Here is a 16,368-nt window from a genome sequence, read left to right as displayed (position 1 = left end):
ACACTCGCGACCGGACGGGGCCGGACTCATCGGGGTCCCCACGCAGACCAACCCAAGATCACCGCGTGTGGTACCCGAGTTTTATCGCATTCTGGTGACACCATGGACTCCATGAGGCAAAGGATCCTTGTCGTAGACGACGACCCATCGCTGGCCGAGATGCTCACCATCGTGTTGCGTGGTGAGGGTTTCGACACCGCGGTCATCGGCGACGGCAGCCAGGCGCTCACCGCCGTCCGCGAGCTGCGACCGGATCTGGTTCTGCTGGACCTGATGCTGCCCGGCATGAACGGCATCGACGTCTGCCGGGTATTGCGCGCCGATTCCGGTGTGCCGATCGTGATGCTGACCGCCAAGACCGACACCGTCGACGTGGTCCTCGGGCTGGAGTCCGGTGCCGACGACTACGTGATGAAGCCGTTCAAGCCGAAGGAATTGGTGGCCCGGGTGCGGGCGCGCTTGCGCCGCAACGAAGATGAGCCCGCCGAGCTGCTGTCGATCAGCGATGTCGAGATCGACGTCCCGGCCCACAAGGTGACCCGGCAGGGTGAGCAGATTTCGCTGACACCGCTGGAGTTCGACCTGCTGGTGGCGTTGGCGCGCAAACCGCGGCAGGTGTTTACTCGTGATGTGCTGCTCGAACAGGTGTGGGGATATCGCCACCCCGCTGACACCCGTTTGGTGAACGTGCATGTCCAGCGGTTGCGGGCCAAGGTCGAGAAAGACCCGGAGAACCCGCAGGTGGTGCTGACCGTTCGAGGAGTGGGATACAAGGCCGGACCCCCGTGATCTTTGGTTCCAGACGGCGCATTCGTGGGCGCTGGGGAGGTTCCGGCCCACTATTGCGCGGATTGGGGACGCTGGGCAGGGCTGTTGGTCTGATTTGGCGCCGCTCGCTGCAATTGCGGGTGGTGACGCTGACGCTCGGGCTCTCGCTCGCCGTCATCCTGGTGCTGGGATTCGTGCTGACCAGTCAGATCACCGACCGCATCCTCGAAGTGAAGGTCAAGGCCGCCACCGAAGAGGTAGAGCGTGCCAGAAACACCGTGAGCGGCATCGTCGGTGGGGAAGAGTCGCGGTCCCTGGACAGCAGCCTGCAATTGGCGCGCAACACCCTGGTCGACCGCAAGGCCGATGTCCGCGGTGACCTGGCAGGAGCGTTCGACGCCGTGCTGGTGGTCCCTGGCGACGGGCCCCGAGCGGCCACCGCGGCGGGCCCGGTTACCCAGGTGCCCAACGCATTACGGGACTTCGTCAAGGCCGGGCAGGTCAGCTATCAGTACGCCACGGTCCGCACCGATGGGTTTTCCGGGCCGGCCCTCGTCGTCGGCACCCCGGCGTCGTCGTCGGTGCCCAATCTTGAGCTCTACCTGATCTTTCCGCTGAACAACGAGGAAAGCACCATCTCGTTGGTGCGCGGCACCATGGCCACCGGTGGCGTCGTGCTGCTCGGTCTGCTCGCGGCCATCGCGCTGCTGGTGGCCCGTCAGATCGTGCAGCCCGTGCGGTCGGCGTCGCGTATCGCAGAGCGGTTCGCCGAGGGTCATCTGACCGAGCGGATGCCGGTGCGCGGTGAGGACGACATGGCCCGGCTGGCGGTGTCGTTCAACGACATGGCCGAGAGCCTGTCCCGGCAGATTCAGCAGCTCGAGGAGTTCGGTAACCTGCAGCGCCGCTTCACCTCTGACGTGAGCCATGAGCTGCGCACCCCGCTCACCACGGTGCGGATGGCGGCCGATCTGATCTATGACCACAGCGACGATCTCGACCCGGCGCTGCGCCGCTCGACCGAGCTGATGGTCAACGAACTCGACCGGTTCGAGACGCTGCTGGCCGACCTGTTGGAGATCTCGCGGCACGACGCCGGTGTGGCCGAACTGTCGGTCGAGTCGGTGGATCTGCGTGGCACCGTTCGCAACGCGTTGGAAAATGTCGGGCACCTGGCCGCCGATGCCGCCATCGAACTGGACGTCGACATGCCGGGCACGGAAGTGATCGCCGAGGTCGATCCCCGACGGGTGGAGCGCATTCTGCGCAATCTCATCGCCAACGCGATCGACCACGCCGAACACAAGCCGGTGCGGATCCGGATGGCGGCCGACGAGGACACCGTCGCCGTCACTGTCCGTGACTTCGGCGTCGGGCTGCGTCCCGGTGAGGAGAAGCTGGTGTTCAGCCGATTCTGGCGGTCCGACCCGTCGCGCGTGCGGCGTTCCGGCGGCACCGGTCTCGGCCTGGCCATCAGCATCGAGGATGCGCGGCTGCACCAGGGCAGGCTCGAGGCCTGGGGTGAACCCGGCAAGGGTGCCTGCTTCCGGCTGACCCTGCCGCTGGTCCGCGGGCACAAGGTGACGGCGAGTCCGCTGCCGCTCAAACCGATTGAACCGCAACATAACCCACGCCGACCGGTCAGGGAAGAGGAGAACGTGTGAAGCGCCAGCTGGCCGCGTCGATCGCCGGCCTGGTGGTGCTCACGTCCGGCTGCGCCGGGATTCCCAACACGTCCTCGCCGCAGGCGATCGGAACCGTCGAGCGCCCCGCACCGCAGAACCTGCCCAAGCCGTCGCCCGAGATGGATCCCGACGTGTTGTTGCGGGAATTCCTCAAGGCCACGGCCGATCCCGCCAATCGCCATCTCGCGGCGCGGCAGTTCCTCACCGAATCGGCGTCGAGCTCGTGGGACGACGCGGGCAGCGCCCTGCTGATCGACCGTGTGGTGTTCGTCGAAACCCGTAGCTCCGACCGGGTTTCGGTGACCATGCACGCCGACATCCTCGGGTCGTTCTCCGACCTCGGCGTGTTCGAGACAGGAGAGGGCGCGCTGCCCGACCCGGGACCGATCGAACTGGTCAAGACCAGCGGCGGGTGGCGCATCGACAGGCTGCCCAACGGGGTTTTCCTTGACTGGCAACAGTTTCAGTCGACCTACAAGCGCAACAACCTGTATTTCGTCGACCCGACCGGCAACACCGTGGTGCCCGATCCGCGCTACGTCGCGGTGTCCGACCCCGATCAGCTGGCCACCGAACTGGTCACCAAGCTGATCGCAGGCCCGCGGCCCGAGATGGCCAAGTCCGTGCACAACCTGCTGGGCGCTCAGCTGAAACTGCGCGGGCCCGTCACCCGCGCGGACGGCGGCAAGACCGGCGTGGGCCGCGGCTACGGGGGCGCCCGCATCGATCTGGAGAACCTCTCGGCAGGCGACCCGCACAGCAGACAACTGCTGGCCGCACAGATCATCTGGACCTTGGCGCGGGCGGGTATCAGCGGGCCGTATGTGATCAACGCCGACGGAGCGCCGCTGGACGACCGGTTCGCCGACGGCTGGGAGACCTCCGACGTCGCGGCCACCGATCCCGGCGCCGCCCCTGGCGCGGCAGCGGGTCTGCACGCGCTGGTGGGCGGATCGCTCGTGTCGCTGGAGGGCCAGGAGGCCCCGCGGGTCTCCGGTTCGTTCGGTTTGGCCCCCAACCAGGTCTCGGCGTCGGTGTCGCGCAACGGTCAGGAGGCCGCGTCGGTGGTCGTCGTGCCGCCCGGCGCGGCTCCCCCCGCCACCCTGTGGATCGGCCCACTGGGCGGCGGTGCGGCGCAGGCCCTGGAAGGCCGGACCCTGTCGCGCCCGAGCTGGGCCTTGGACCAGGCGGTCTGGGTCGTGGTCGACGGCATCAACGTGGTGCGCGCGATTCAGGACGCTTCAGGTGCCCCGGGCCGGATCCCGGTCGACACGACCGCGGTGGCCACCCGCTATCCCGGCCCGATCATCGATCTGCAGTTGTCCCGGGACGGCACCAGGGCGGCAATGGTCATCAACGGCCAGGTCATCCTCGCCGGGGTCGAGCAGAACCAGGACGGCCAGTTCCAGCTGACCTATCCGCGCCGGCTCGGCTTCGGGATGGGCAACACCGTGGTGTCGCTGGCCTGGCGGACCGGCGACGACATCGTGGTCTCCCGCACCGATCCGCAGCATCCGGTGTCCTACGTCAACATCGACGGCGTCAACTCCGACGGCCCGAGCCGCAACCTGGTGATGCCGGTGACCACCGTCGCGGCCAACCCGTCGACGGTGTATGTCGCCGATCAGCGTGGCGTTCTGCAACTTTCGGCATCGGCGAGCTCCGACAACCCCGGCTGGTCGGAGGTGCGCCCGCTGATGGTGCCGGGCGCGATACCGGTGCTGCCGGGCTGACGGCCGAGCATTGCGTCCAGGGCCTGATGCATGTTCTTGCTCGAGATGTTGTACAGCCCCTTGTACGGATCGACGATATCGATGATCGCAAAGATCATGCTGCTCAACGTGATTGCCGCCAGGACAACCATGATGACGACAAAAGGGTCGGCCGGTGTCCGCATTCCGAAGCACGCGAAGATCATCATCAACCACGAGATCAGCGCTCGCAGGAATGCCGGTGGCAGCGAACTCTGAGGGGCCAGCAGCAGCGACCAACGCGCCCTGGCAAGCTCTTTCAACTGGTCGAAGCAGTCGCCTGCCAGCCGTTCGTGCAACGGATCGGCCGGCGCCAATCGGATGATCCCCAGCTCGATCCGGGCGAGAAGTTCGGTGAGGACCTGCTTTGCGCCGTCTCGGGACAACCGGCGCACGTCCGGGTACGACACACCGGCCGGAATCGCGTCTGCCCGCCAGAAATTGGCGATCCCACCGGCGGTGAAGCTCTGGAGCTGGCGCCGCGTCGGTTCTGACTCCGGTCCGTAGTTTCGCAACGACTGATCCAGCTGCAGCAGTTGCCCGGCGAACACCGCCCACCGGTGTTCGGTGGCATCGATGAAACTCTTCGTCGAGTTGATGAGAAGGCCGATGACGATGGCAGTGATGGTCACGAGGAACGAGATGACCAGATTCGTTGAATCGGCCCCGGGCTTCTCGGCGGAATTCCCGAGCACCTGGCACCGTAACAGGAGGCCGGTGGCCGTGCTGCCGCACAGAAGGGCGAACACGGCCAACGCCCGCAAAAAGCTCGCCATCGTGGTGTCACCGCACCGCTTACCGCGGTGCGGGTACCTCGAACAGATTGAGAGTGAGGCTGACCGTGTGATAGATGCCGATCAACATCGCGATATCAGTCAATCCCTTTGCTCCGAAACATGTTTCGGCCTGCCGGTAGAGCGCTTCGTCGACCCGGTGAGCGGTTGAGAGCTGGCGGGTGAGTTCCGCGGCGATCGTCTCGTCCTTGCTCAGGTCATCCGGCACGGCGCCGCTGACCAGCGCCCGGATGGCGTCCTCGGAGAGGCCGACTTTGCGCGCGGCGGCCGTGTGCGCGTACATCTCGTACTCGGACTGCCAGGCCGCGCCGACGGCGAGAATCACCACTTCGCGCACCCGCGGGCTCAGCGACGTGTGCTCCCGCTCGCTCAGCAGCAGCGAAGCGGCCGCGGATGTCATCTCCGGATTGTGCAACGCCGGGTTGAACGGGCCGATGAATCGTCCGTCAGCGGTGGTGCTGTGGAATCCGGTCTCGTCGGCCCACGGCACCACGGTGCTCGTCATCTTGTCGAAGAGTTCCCGTTGCGTTGCACTGAGGTCGGCAGGATCTGCCAGTGGCAGCCGGCCGCCGAGGCCGGTCTGGTGTTCGGTCATCTGAATGTTCTCCAGTTCTGTTGTGTGCGTTGTGGTTCTATGGACTGCGGTCAGCTGCCTGCGGAGGTGTTGTCGTCCACGCGCGAGTCGTGACATCACCGTTCCGCGCGGGGTACCCATGATGTCGGCGATGTCCCGGTGTGGCATGCCCTCGACGTCGGCGTAGTACACCACTGCCCGGAACTGCCGGGGCAACGCCTGCAGCGCCGCGTTGATTTCGGTGTGCGGCAACGCTGCCAGCGCCTCGTCCTCGGCCGAGACCGGTCCGGCTCCGCTGCGCTGTGCATGGTTCACCAGCTCTTCATCGGAGAGCCCTTCCATCGAATACGAAATCGGTTGCCGTTGGCTGCGGCGGTAGCCGCTGATATGGGTATTCGTCATGATCCGGCTCAGCCAAGCCTTGAGGTTGGTGCCCGGCGTGAACGTGTGAAAACCGCTGTACGCCTTGATCATGGTCTCCTGTACCAGATCCTCGGCATCCGCATGATTGCGGCACAAGCTCATGGCTCGGCGGTACAGCGTATGGCGCAGTGGTTCGACGTCTCGCTGAAATCGCGCAGCCAGTTCAACCGGCCCGGCATCCGCAACCGCGGCAATATCCATGGTGTGACTACATTCTTCTGGCAGATTGTTCGATAGGTTGTCTTCCGCGTGTCGGCCTGCACATCGTCATCGTGCCGAGCTGTCGTAACCCACCGGCGCGCCACGCGTGCCGGCGAACGCGGGCACGGCACGGCAGATGGCCGCCGTGTCGTCGCTCGCCTGCATGACCGTCCGGTCGGGCCGGACGATGGCGGCCGTGGCCCGTCCTTCGCGGAGCCAGCGGTCGAGCTCGCTGCCGGCGGAGGCCGCCAGCACGACTGTTCCGCGGCTCTCGAGTTCCCCTCGTTGCGCATCCGTGAGCGGCACAGAGGTGACGAGCGCGAACCGATTACCCACCATCTCGTCGAACGACACGCCATCGCTGAGCACCGGATTGGGACACAGGGTGCCGGCCAGCCCGCCGCGCCTGCGCGATTTGATCACGAGGTCCGAACTGCGCAGGCCGGGAGTGACCCCCTCGACCGCGCTGGCCCTGGTACCCGGCAGGCGCAGGCCCGGCATGCGCGGGAACACCACCTGGCGGATCAGATCCCCGGCGCGGCCGCCACCGGTCATCGCGGTACCCACCGACACGGCCATCAGGATCATGGCGGCCACGTGTAGCTTGCGTTCCTGCTCGTAGGTGTCGAGCACGCTTTCCGGCAGGCTCTTCTCAAGCACCCCAACGAGTTTCCAGGTCAGGTTCAGGGCATCCCGCAAGCCGGCTGCCATGCCTTGCCCGACGAACGGCGGCGTCAGGTGGGCGGCGTCACCGAGGATGAACACGTTGCGATCACGCCAGCGGCTGGCCACTTGCGCGCGGAACGTGTAGGCGGTCGACCGCACCAGCTCCAACGCGTCGATCGGGATGTCGCCCAGCCAGGGCCTGATCAACGTCTCGACGTCGGCGAGGCTCTGGTAGTCGGCCACGGTCTCGCCGTCGAGCAACTGGAATTCCCAGCGGTAGCGGGTTTCTGAGATCCGCATGTACGTCCCGGCGCGCTGCGGGTTGCACAGCTGGTGGCAGCCCTCCCACTGGTCGAGTGCAGCCTCGGTGTTGACGTCGATGACCAGCCAGTTCTGGGTGAAGGGTAACCCGTACAGATGCGCGCCGATCGCGGCGCGGGTCGCGCTGTTCGCGCCGTCGCAGCCGAGCACGTAGTTGGCCTGCACGCTCTGCTCACCACCGCGCACGCGGTCGAGGAAGCTCACCCGTACGCGGCCCGGTTGGTTCTGGGTGACCGACGTGACCTCCACGTTGCCGTGGACGGTCACGGCGGGGTAGTGCTTGACGTTCGCGCGCAGCATCGCTTCCAGCTCGGGCTGGTCGAACATGTTCATCTGCGGGAACCCGTGGGCCACACTGGGTTCCGTGCTGCGCGAGATTTCGCTGAGGACCCGCATCTGGGAATCGACGAGTCGAAGGCCGTGCGCGGGCCGGCTGTGGGCGGCGAACTCCTCGCCGACTCCCAGCCGGGCCAGGATGCGGAAAACCTCGTCGTCGGCGTGGACCGCCCGCGGCAGCGGGTAGACGGTCTCATGGCGGTCCAGCACGAGGGTTTCGACGCCGTACTGGCCGAGCAGGGTCGCGGCGGCGATGCCGGCGGGGCCGGCACCGATGATCACGACCGGGACGAATTCCGGCAGGGCCGTGTTGTGCGCGGTCATTTGTACACCACCACATTGCGCTGGACCCCGAGGTCGATGGCGCCGTCGTCGGTGGCGACGGTGGCTTCGATCACGTCGCCGTCATGCAGATAGTTCGGATTGTGCGCGGCCTGCCCGGCCAGGAACGCGGCGAGGTCGATGTCACCCTTCGGGGCGATACCGTGCGTGGTGAGCGCGGTGCCCACCGGGGTGCCGGTGAGCACGATGTCGCCCGGCTCGAGCTCCTGGAACTTCGAAAGCGCTTGCAGCGCTTGCACGGGAGGGAACATGATGTCGCCCGCGACGAGCATGTCCTGCCGCGATGCTCCGTTGACCGACAGTTGCAACCGTAGGTCGCCGAACCGCGCGAGTTCGTCGGCGTCGAGCAGTACGAGCGCGGGGCCGACCGGCGTGAACGTGGGGTACGACTTCGATTCGAAGAACTGCATTTTGGACAGCTGGACGTCGCGCGCCGAGATGTCGTTGGTGAGCACGAGGCCGACCACGAAGTCGGCCAGGTTGGCCTCGGTGACCTCGGTGCCGACGGGCAGTGCGCGGCCGATCACCAGGCCGATCTCCACCTCGTAGTCGAGCAGCATGACGTGCGCGGGTTTGATGACGTCACCGAACGGTCCGGTGACCGAGCCGGATGCCTTGCGGAAGAACGTCAGTGACGTCTTGGCGGGGTCGCGGCCGACGTCCCTGACGTGCGAGGCGAAGTTGGTGGCTTGAGCGACCACCCGGCACGGGGTGGTGATGGGCGACAGCAGCTGCAGGCTGTCCACCGGGACGGTACCGGCGCTCGCGGCCGCAGCGGCAATGGCCGCGCGGTCCGCCAGCAGTTCGCGGGTGGTCGCGGCGTCGGTGTCGACGCGCGCCGCGCCCGAGACGGTGTGCACCCACCAGGCGTCGGCGGTGCGCAGGATTGAGATGGTCATGATGGCTCCTTCTGTGAGTTATGCTGTGCGGATCAGGAATTCGCTACGGCGAACAGCCCGCGCAGGGCGGACAGGTCGAATTCGTTGTCGTGGCGCAGTGCATCGACCATGGCGGCCAGTTCACTCGCGGTCTCGCGCGCAGACCCGACGCCCAGGAAGTCGCGGCTCGGCGGAGGTCCCCACTGGTACAGGCCGGAGGCAGCCAACGGGGCCCAACCGGGCTCCAGCGTGTTGTCGAACATGTCGCCGTCGGCGAAGTGCTCGACCAGGAAGCCGTCCGGATCGCGCCAGTAGTCGAAGATCTGGCTGCCCTGGATGTGCCTGCCGATACCCCACGAGCGGAAATACCCGCGCTCGCGCAGGTATTCGCCGCCGGCTGCCAATGCGTCGAGATCGGCTACCTGGTACGCCGAATGCACGTAGCGGTTCACCGGGCCCAGCGCCATCGCCAGGGTGTGATGATCGGCGGGCAGTGATCCGCGGTCGCAGCGGATGAAGCTCATGATCGGGCCGCGGTCGCGCTGGCCCGGGTAGAAGCAGAAGTCGCTGACGATCATGCCCAGCTTCTCCAGGTACCAGTTGAGCGCCTCGATGTACTTCGGGGTCTGCACCACGATGTGGCCGAGCCGCCGCACGGTGGCGGGCACCCGCGGTGGACGCTGGGTGGCGTTGGCCCGGGCCACCTCGTGGCCGAAGTTGAACACGTGCGGGGTCTGTGCCGGCAACGCGTCGAGCTGATGGGTGCCCGACACCACCCGCACCGGAAGACCGCTCGGGTCAACGAGATCCACGGTCAGCCCACCCAGCGAATCCGGCAGCGGACGGACGGTGGTACCGGTCGCGTCGGCCAGCCGCACCAGATCGGACTGCTCCGCGGCGACGAATGCCGGGCCGAGAAATTTCTCGCGCTGGCCGCGGCGGATCAGCACGCACGGCGCATCGGCATCGCTGCCGCGCAGGTGCAGTTCGTCGCTGGTGCGCAGCGCCGTCGCGAAGCCGAACGACTGCGCGAAGGCCTCGGCCTTGACCAGGTCGGGTTTCTCGAACTCCAGCCAGGCGACGTCGGTCACCTTGATGATCGGGTTGGCGCTGCGTCCCGGGTGTTCTCCGGGGCGGGCACCCTGCTCGCTGTGCAGGTCGTTGTGGGCGTTGTGGGCGCCGATGAGTTGGTCAGTCATGAATGTGTCTCTTTCAGATGTTTTGGGCGGGACGGGAATTGACGTGGGCGACCTTGGACCCCCAGGAGATGACCTCGGGGCCGGCGTCCTCGTTGGGGATCTGGCATTCGATGAGGACCGGACCACCACGGTGCGCCCGGGCCGTGGCGATCGCGTCGGCCAGTTCTGCCGGGGTGGTGGCGGTCAGCCCCAGCCCGCGGCCGTCGTCGGCGTTGAACACGTCGATCAGCCCGGCGTAGTCCCAGTTCTTGTAGTAGTTGTAGGGGCCGTCATGGATCGCCGACTCGATCACGTAGCCACGGTTGTTGACCAGGTAGATCAGGATCTCCTGACCGTGGCGGATCATGTTGGACACCTCCTGGGCAGTCAGCTGGAAAGACCCGTCGCCGATCGCGGCGACAAGGCGCCGGCCGGGTTCCAGGCCGAGCGAGTAGCCGAAGGCGGCGGGCACGGACCAGCCGATGGAGCCCCACTGCATCTCGATCTCGAACCGCGCACCGCCGGGCAGCCGGGTGTACACGCCGTCCCACCACGAGATGCCGGTCTCCACCAGCAGCGTGGAATGCGCATCGAGGTCGGCCTCGATCTGACGCCAGAGTTCACGCCGGCTCAACGGGGTGTCGGCGTCGGCCTCCGGTGCCGGTGCCGCGGCGGGCGCGTCCCCCCGCAAGCGGTGGAACTGCCGCAGGGTGGCGTCGTTGCCCGGGACCTTCTTGGCCAGATCCGACAGGAAGTCGGCCAGCGCGACACCGGTGTATTCAGCGCCGTCGAACCGCACGACCTGCGGCTCGGCGCTGATCATCCGCTGCTGGGCGGGCTGCGCGCTCCACCCGACGGTGGTGTAGTCGGAGAACACCGGCCCTGCCGCGACGATCAGGTCAGCCCAGTCGACGATGGCCTGACAACCCGGCGTGCTGACCTCGCCCCAGTAGATGCCGGCGTACTGCGGATGGTCCTCGGGGAAGAAACCCTTGGCGTTCGGCATCACCGCCACGGCGCAGCCCAGTGCCTCGGCCAACTCCCGGAAGGCGTCGACCGCGCCGTAGGAGCGCAGGTGCGCCCCGGCCAGCAGGACCGGTTTCTTCGCCTTCTCCAGCAGTTGGCGGGCCTGGTCGACGGCGCCGGTCAGGGCCTGCGGGTTGGTGGGCTGCCAGGACAGCATCGTCGAGGCCAGGGTCATGTCGACGGGGGCGGGCTCGGGGCATGGCGCCGCCGACAGGTTGCACGCGATCTCGATGTACACCGGCTTGCGCTCGCGCAGTGCGGTGCTGATCGCCTGGTCGATCAGTGTCGGCGCGTTGTCGGCGTGCAGGATGCGCACCGCGTCGCAGGTCACCTGGCGGCACACCTCGTATTGATCGGAGAAGTCGTGGGTGCCCATCGTGTGGTGCATGATGTGGTTCGCCACAGGGTCATTGGTGTTGGGCCCGGAGGACACGAAGATCACCGGAAGCCGTTCGGCGTATGCGCCCGCGACACCGTTGAGCGCGGAGTACGCGCCCACGTTGTAGGTGGTGAGCACGGCGCCGGCCCCGTTGACCCGGGCGTAGCCCTCGGCGGCGTAGGCGGCGTTGAGTTCGTTGCAGCAGCCGATCTGCTCCAGGTTCTCGTTGGTCAGCAGCTCGTCGAGCAGGACCAGGTTGTAGTCCCCGGGGACCATGAAGTAGTGCTTGAGTCCGATCTGCTCGAGCCGGGCCGCCAGGTACTTGCCAACGGTGAAGTCAGCCATGATTGTCTTTCCTTGTCTCAGTGGGGGATTGGTCAGGCCGGGGCGTCGATCGGCACGACGTTGATGAGCTTCTTGTTCACGAACTCCTCGATGCCCAGGTGGGCGAGTTCGTGGCCGTATCCCGAGATCTTGACGCCGCCGAAGGGCAGGTCGGCCTTCAGGCGGGCGGGATGGTTGATGTTGACCATGCCGGTGTCGATGCGCTTGGCGATCTCGATGCCGCGGGTGACATCCTTGGTGAACACCGACCCGCCCAGCCCGAAGCGGGAGTCGTTGGCCAGCCGCACGGCCTCGTCCTCGTCGGCGACCCGGAAGAACAGCGCCACCGGCCCGAAGAACTCCTCGTAGTACGCCGGGTTTTCCGGGGTGAGGTCGGTCAGGATCGTCGGCTGCACGAACGCACCGGTGGCGGGCACCGGCTCGCCGCACACGATCGCCTTGGCACCTGCTTCCACGGCGGCGGTGATCTGTGCGTTGAGGTCGTCGGCGGCCTTCTGGCTGGACATCGGCGCCAGCGTGGTGGCCGCGTCGAACGGATCTCCGGCGGTCAACCCGGACATCGCCTCCCGGAACTTCGCCAGGAACTCGTCGGCGATCTCGTCGACGACGACGATGCGCTTGGAGGCCACGCAGCACTGCCCACCGTTGAAAACCCGGCCGTGCAACGCCCATTGGACCGTCTTGTCCAGGTCACAGTCGGCGAGCGCGATGAACGCATCCGAACCGCCGAGTTCCATGGTGGACTTCTTGAGATTCCGGCCCGCGCGTGCTGCGACGACGGCGCCTGCGCCTTCGCTGCCGGTGAGCGCGACCCCGCGCACCCGCGGATCGTCGATCAGCAGGTTGATCTGATCCTTGGTGGCGTAGAGGTTGGTGTAGGCGCCCGCGGGTGCACCGGCCTCGGCGAGCAGAGCCTCGAAGGCGGCGGCCGCCTGGGGCACGTTGGACGCGTGCTTGACCATGACGACGTTGCCTGCCATGAGGTTCGGCCCGGCCACCCGCGCCAGCTGGTAGTACGGAAAGTTCCACGGCTGCACGCCGAGGATCACGCCCAGCGGCGCGCTGACCAGCATGGCGTTGTCATCGCCCGCGGTTTCCAGCGGCTCGGGGGCCAGGAACGTCTCGGCGTTCACCGCGTAGTAGTCGAGGATCTGCGCGCTGAGTTCGACCTCACCGAGGGCCTCGGCGTAGAGCTTGCCCATCTCCAGGGTCAGCAGCCGGGCGAACTCGTCGGCCCGCTCGCGCAGGATCGCCGCGGCACGCGCGATGACAGCGGCGCGGTGCGCAAAAGACGTCTGGCTCCACGACGCGAATGTCGTGTGCGCCCTCGTGAGAAGTTGCCGGGCCTCGGTGTCGGTCAGCTCCTCGAAGCTGGCCAGCACCTGGTTGTCGAACGGGTTGACGGTCTGATACGGCATCGGTTTTCTGTCCTTCGGTTCTTGGCGGCCCGCTGCCGCCGCATTGCTGATCTGGCCTTCACGGCTCGCCACAGATGCTGCCGACGGGGGCGGGAAAGAGCCGAAATCGCGGTGGCGGCGGCGTCGGCCGCCGGGGGTGGAAAGCGGGCCGGGGCGCCCGAAACACCCGGGGCGCGACCAGCGGGATCGTGGATCAGGACGGCCGGGAATTCACCGAAATCTCAGCGGCGCAACCGGTCCAGCAGGGTGCGTGTGCTGGCGGCGGGTGTGATCCCTGCGCTCTGCAGTGCCCGCTCACAGTGGGCGAACGTGGTGATGACTCCGTCGTAGTCGCCGACGGCGGCCCGCACGCGCATCAGCAGGCGCCACATCGCTTCACGCAGCGGGTCGCGGTCGAGCACCGCGGTGGCGAGGCGGTTGGCGTCGTCGTAGCGGTCGACGCAAAACGCAGCGTCGGCAGCGGCGGCGCGGGCCGAGGCGGCCAGCTCGGCAAGCTGATCGCGGCGCTCATCGACCCAGGCGGAACTGATACCGGGTAGGTAGTCGCCGTGTGCCAGTGGCTCCAGCGCGTGCTCGGTGGCGACCACGAGCGCTTCGCCCTGCAGGCGCGCCGCCGCGGCGAGTTCGTGTTCGACGCGGGCGGATTCACTGGCCAGGGCGACGTCCGGGTCGAGGCGTACGCGACCGTCGTCGCCGACGCTCAGCGCGTCGGGCGGGAGCACGCGGCGTACGCCGATGACCGTCTTGCGCAGGTAGGAGCGCGCCGACTCGTCGCCGCGGCCGTCGAACAAGGCGTCGAGCAACTCGTCACGGCCGGCCGGGGCGCCGCTGCGCACCGCCAGAAAACTCAGCAACTCGTAGCATTTGGACAGGTTGGGCTGCACCTCGCAGCCGTCGAGAATGATTGCGGTGCGGCCGAATTCGATCAACTCGACCGCGGTCGGGATACGGGTGCCCACCGCGACACCCTGGGCGGCCAGGGCGCGTCCGATCGCGTGCCATGCGGAATCGGCGTCCGGTTGCGCGTCGATACACCGGGCCACCACCGCCGGGAAATCCGCAAGTGCCTGCAGCAGTACGTGATTGGATCCGTGCCTGCGCGCGGCCTGCAGTGCGATGTCGGCTGCACGGTCCGCGGCGTCGGGGTTGCCGGCGCGCCACTCGGCCTCCGCCAGATATACCGCCGCCGTGGGCAATTCCAAGATCCGGCCGCCTGACCGCATACCGGCGACCGCGGCGCGCAACGACGACAAGGCACCGTCCACATCGTCGCGGATGAGCGCAGCGAGCCCGTGCCAGGTCTGGGCGAATTCGAAAATTACTGCGTAGCGCCGGGCGGGGTCACGATCGATCTGGTTCAGAATCGCGGTCGCACCTGCGGTGTCGCGGTCGGCGCGCAGCATGAGCTTCGCCGCAAGCACCTGATGCAGCGCCGTCAGTATCGGTGATCCGTTGGCCTGGATGAACGTGCTCCCGCGGGCCAGCGCGGCGCGGGCCTCCTCTGGCCGCCCGGCATCGAGCAGCACATCCGGCGCGATCACGGAGTCCACCACGCCGCGGAAGAAGCCCCCGCCCGCTGCCGTCTCGTACTCCTGCAGCGCCTCGGCGGTGCGTCCCGTCGCGCGCAGCGCACCGATCCGCCCAGCGCCCATGGCGGCCCGCGTCCACGGCGACGGCGCATCGCCGGTCAGTTCGTGCACCCGGCCGCGGAAGTAGTCGATGCCGAACAGCATGCCGTCGAGCAGCCCCCCGGTGGGCTCAGGCCTCGCCGGGCCCCCTTCGGGATCCACCAGCGCCAGCGCATAGCGCACGATGTTCACGTCGGGGCCTGCGGGCGCCGCGCGCAGGACGGCGTTCATCTCGTCGATGCGCCCGGCCAGCAGGTAGCACCATGCCATCAGCGCGGCGGCATGCTCCGATGCCGCGGCGAGTCGATCTCGCAGTCCGAGAGCGGCCAACTCGTCCGCGATACGAGCGCCGTCGCGCTGGTCGTCGCGTGCGACGACCAACATCAATCGGGCCTCGGCGAATCCGTCGTCGCCGACGGGGACGACGGGTGCGAGCGCATCGATCCAGCGGTCGGCCACGGCGAAATCCAAACGGCCGAGAACAGGCAGAATCGCATGCCGGGCCGAGGCGTACGCATCGGTGAGCGCACTCACCGCAAGCAGCTCTTCGACTGCCTCTTCGTGGAACCCGTTGGACGCCAGCAGCCGTCCATGGGCGGCTCGCAGCTCGCGAACCGCCGTGCTGCCACGCTGGTCCAGCAGTCCACGCAGGTACTCCCGAAACCGGGAATGGCAGCGCATGGCCAGGGGATCGGATGACCATTGCGCGGGGATCGTGGCCCGTCGCAGCGACGCCAGCCGCCGCGCGGCGTCGTCGATGCCAAGTGCCACCGCCGAATCGACGCTCACCTCGTCCAGCACCGACGTGCTGACGAGGAACTCCCGGTCGTCGGCGCCGAGCTCACCGAGAATGTGTGCGCCCAGATAGGCGCCCATGGCTTCGGGGTCGGTGCCGCCGGTGCCGTGTCCGGCGGAACGCCACGCCTCGAACAGCACCCCGATCACCCAGCCCCCGGTGGCCTGCACAGCCTCGGATGCGTCCGACCCCGAGCGGCCCAGCTGCTGCAGCGCCACGCGCGCCTCGTCGACGTTGAATGCCAGATCGGCATCGTCGACACGTGCCACCGCGCCTGCCAGCGCGGGTGACCAGACCTCGGCCGGGATCGGTTGGCGGCTGATCAGGATCAGGCGCGTGCTGGGTGCGGCGTAGCGCACCACCGAGCCGATGACCTCCCACGCATCCGGTGATCCCTGCAACCGCTCGAGATCGTCGAGTACGAACACGAGCTCGGTGTCGGCCGCCGCGTCGATGAGCAGGCCTGCCGCCTCGGCATGCGGGATACCGGCGGCCAGCGCGCCGGTGGCGACTCCCCGCACGGACGGAAGTTGTTGTGCCAGTGCTTCTTCGAGATAGGTCAACAGGCGACCGGGTGCGGCGTCGGTGGCGTCGACGCTCAGCCACGCGACCGGCTTGCCGAAGGTGCGGCTGGCGTGGGCCGCGGCCACCGACTTACCTGCTCCAGCCGTCGCCGTGATCGCGATGATCCGGTGGGTCTGGACGAGTTGGCAGAGCAGCCGATCGAGACGCTCCCGCGGTGCCGCGTCCGCCGGTGTCTCCGGAACGATGATCTTGCGCCGGATGACCCGGGGCCGCTCCACGTCCGGTGCCGACATGCCCACTCCTGTCCGGCGCAATTTTATAGGCGACGAGTGGG

The 16,368-nt window shown here is 67.6% G+C and carries 11 protein-coding genes and 1 pseudogene; 3 read left to right on the top strand and 9 right to left on the bottom strand.

The window, feature by feature from the left end; all coding sequences use genetic code 11:
• Nucleotides 1–102: 102 nt before the first annotated feature.
• Genes mtrA through lpqB form a run of 3 tightly spaced genes read left to right on the top strand, consistent with a single transcriptional unit; the run spans nt 103 to nt 4,186 of the window.
• Nucleotides 103–789: a two-component system response regulator MtrA gene (gene mtrA / locus BST13_RS27775; RefSeq protein WP_029373661.1), complete on the top strand. Its 687-nt coding sequence runs from the start codon at nt 103–105 to the stop codon at nt 787–789.
• Nucleotides 786–2,432 carry an MtrAB system histidine kinase MtrB gene (gene mtrB / locus BST13_RS27770; RefSeq protein ID WP_083167880.1) on the top strand — a complete coding sequence of 549 codons (1,647 nt, stop codon included), beginning with the start codon at nt 786–788 and terminating at the stop codon, nt 2,430–2,432. The genes mtrA and mtrB overlap by 4 nt, the downstream gene beginning before the upstream one ends.
• Before the next feature lie 8 nt (nt 2,433–2,440).
• A complete protein-coding gene (gene lpqB / locus BST13_RS27765; RefSeq protein WP_425437062.1) occupies nt 2,441–4,186 on the top strand; it encodes an MtrAB system accessory lipoprotein LpqB in 1,746 nt (581 codons plus the stop codon).
• Here the strand turns inward: lpqB and BST13_RS27760 are convergent.
• The 9 genes and pseudogenes from BST13_RS27760 to BST13_RS27720 form a co-directional block, all read right to left on the bottom strand.
• A complete protein-coding gene (locus BST13_RS27760) occupies nt 4,078–4,980 on the bottom strand; it encodes a bestrophin-like domain (RefSeq protein WP_083167875.1) in 903 nt (300 codons plus the stop codon). The genes lpqB and BST13_RS27760 overlap by 109 nt on opposite strands.
• A gap of 19 nt (nt 4,981–4,999) precedes the next feature.
• Entirely contained in the window at nt 5,000–5,398 is a 399-nt protein-coding gene (locus BST13_RS27755) for a carboxymuconolactone decarboxylase family protein (RefSeq protein WP_245839833.1), read from the bottom strand.
• 231 nt (nt 5,399–5,629) lie between these two features.
• Nucleotides 5,630–6,196 (bottom strand): annotated as a pseudogene (locus tag BST13_RS27750) (sigma-70 family RNA polymerase sigma factor); the annotation flags it as partial.
• A gap of 66 nt (nt 6,197–6,262) precedes the next feature.
• Nucleotides 6,263–7,843 carry a bifunctional 3-(3-hydroxy-phenyl)propionate/3-hydroxycinnamic acid hydroxylase MhpA gene (gene mhpA / locus BST13_RS27745; RefSeq protein ID WP_083167872.1) on the bottom strand — a complete coding sequence of 527 codons (1,581 nt, stop codon included), beginning with the start codon at nt 7,841–7,843 and terminating at the stop codon, nt 6,263–6,265.
• Nucleotides 7,840–8,760, bottom strand: coding sequence for a fumarylacetoacetate hydrolase family protein (locus tag BST13_RS27740; protein ID WP_083167870.1), 921 nt, complete (start codon nt 8,758–8,760; stop codon nt 7,840–7,842). Before BST13_RS27740 ends, mhpA begins: the two co-directional genes overlap by 4 nt.
• Before the next feature lie 32 nt (nt 8,761–8,792).
• Entirely contained in the window at nt 8,793–9,938 is a 1,146-nt protein-coding gene (locus BST13_RS27735) for a VOC family protein (protein WP_083167867.1), read from the bottom strand.
• 13 nt (nt 9,939–9,951) lie between these two features.
• Complete coding sequence (locus BST13_RS27730; RefSeq protein ID WP_083167865.1) at nt 9,952–11,667, bottom strand: alpha-keto acid decarboxylase family protein; 1,716 nt, start codon at nt 11,665–11,667, stop codon at nt 9,952–9,954.
• A gap of 32 nt (nt 11,668–11,699) precedes the next feature.
• Nucleotides 11,700–13,085: an NAD-dependent succinate-semialdehyde dehydrogenase gene (locus BST13_RS27725; RefSeq protein WP_083167937.1), complete on the bottom strand. Its 1,386-nt coding sequence runs from the start codon at nt 13,083–13,085 to the stop codon at nt 11,700–11,702.
• Nucleotides 13,086–13,306: 221 nt separating this feature from the next.
• Entirely contained in the window at nt 13,307–16,327 is a 3,021-nt protein-coding gene (locus BST13_RS27720; protein WP_142282855.1) for an AfsR/SARP family transcriptional regulator, read from the bottom strand.
• Nucleotides 16,328–16,368: the final 41 nt, after the last annotated feature.

The organism is Mycobacterium aquaticum, assembly GCF_002086485.1.
GTDB classification, from domain to species: Bacteria; Actinomycetota; Actinomycetes; order Mycobacteriales; family Mycobacteriaceae; genus Mycobacterium; species Mycobacterium aquaticum.
This window is presented reverse-complemented; position numbering and strand designations above follow the sequence as displayed.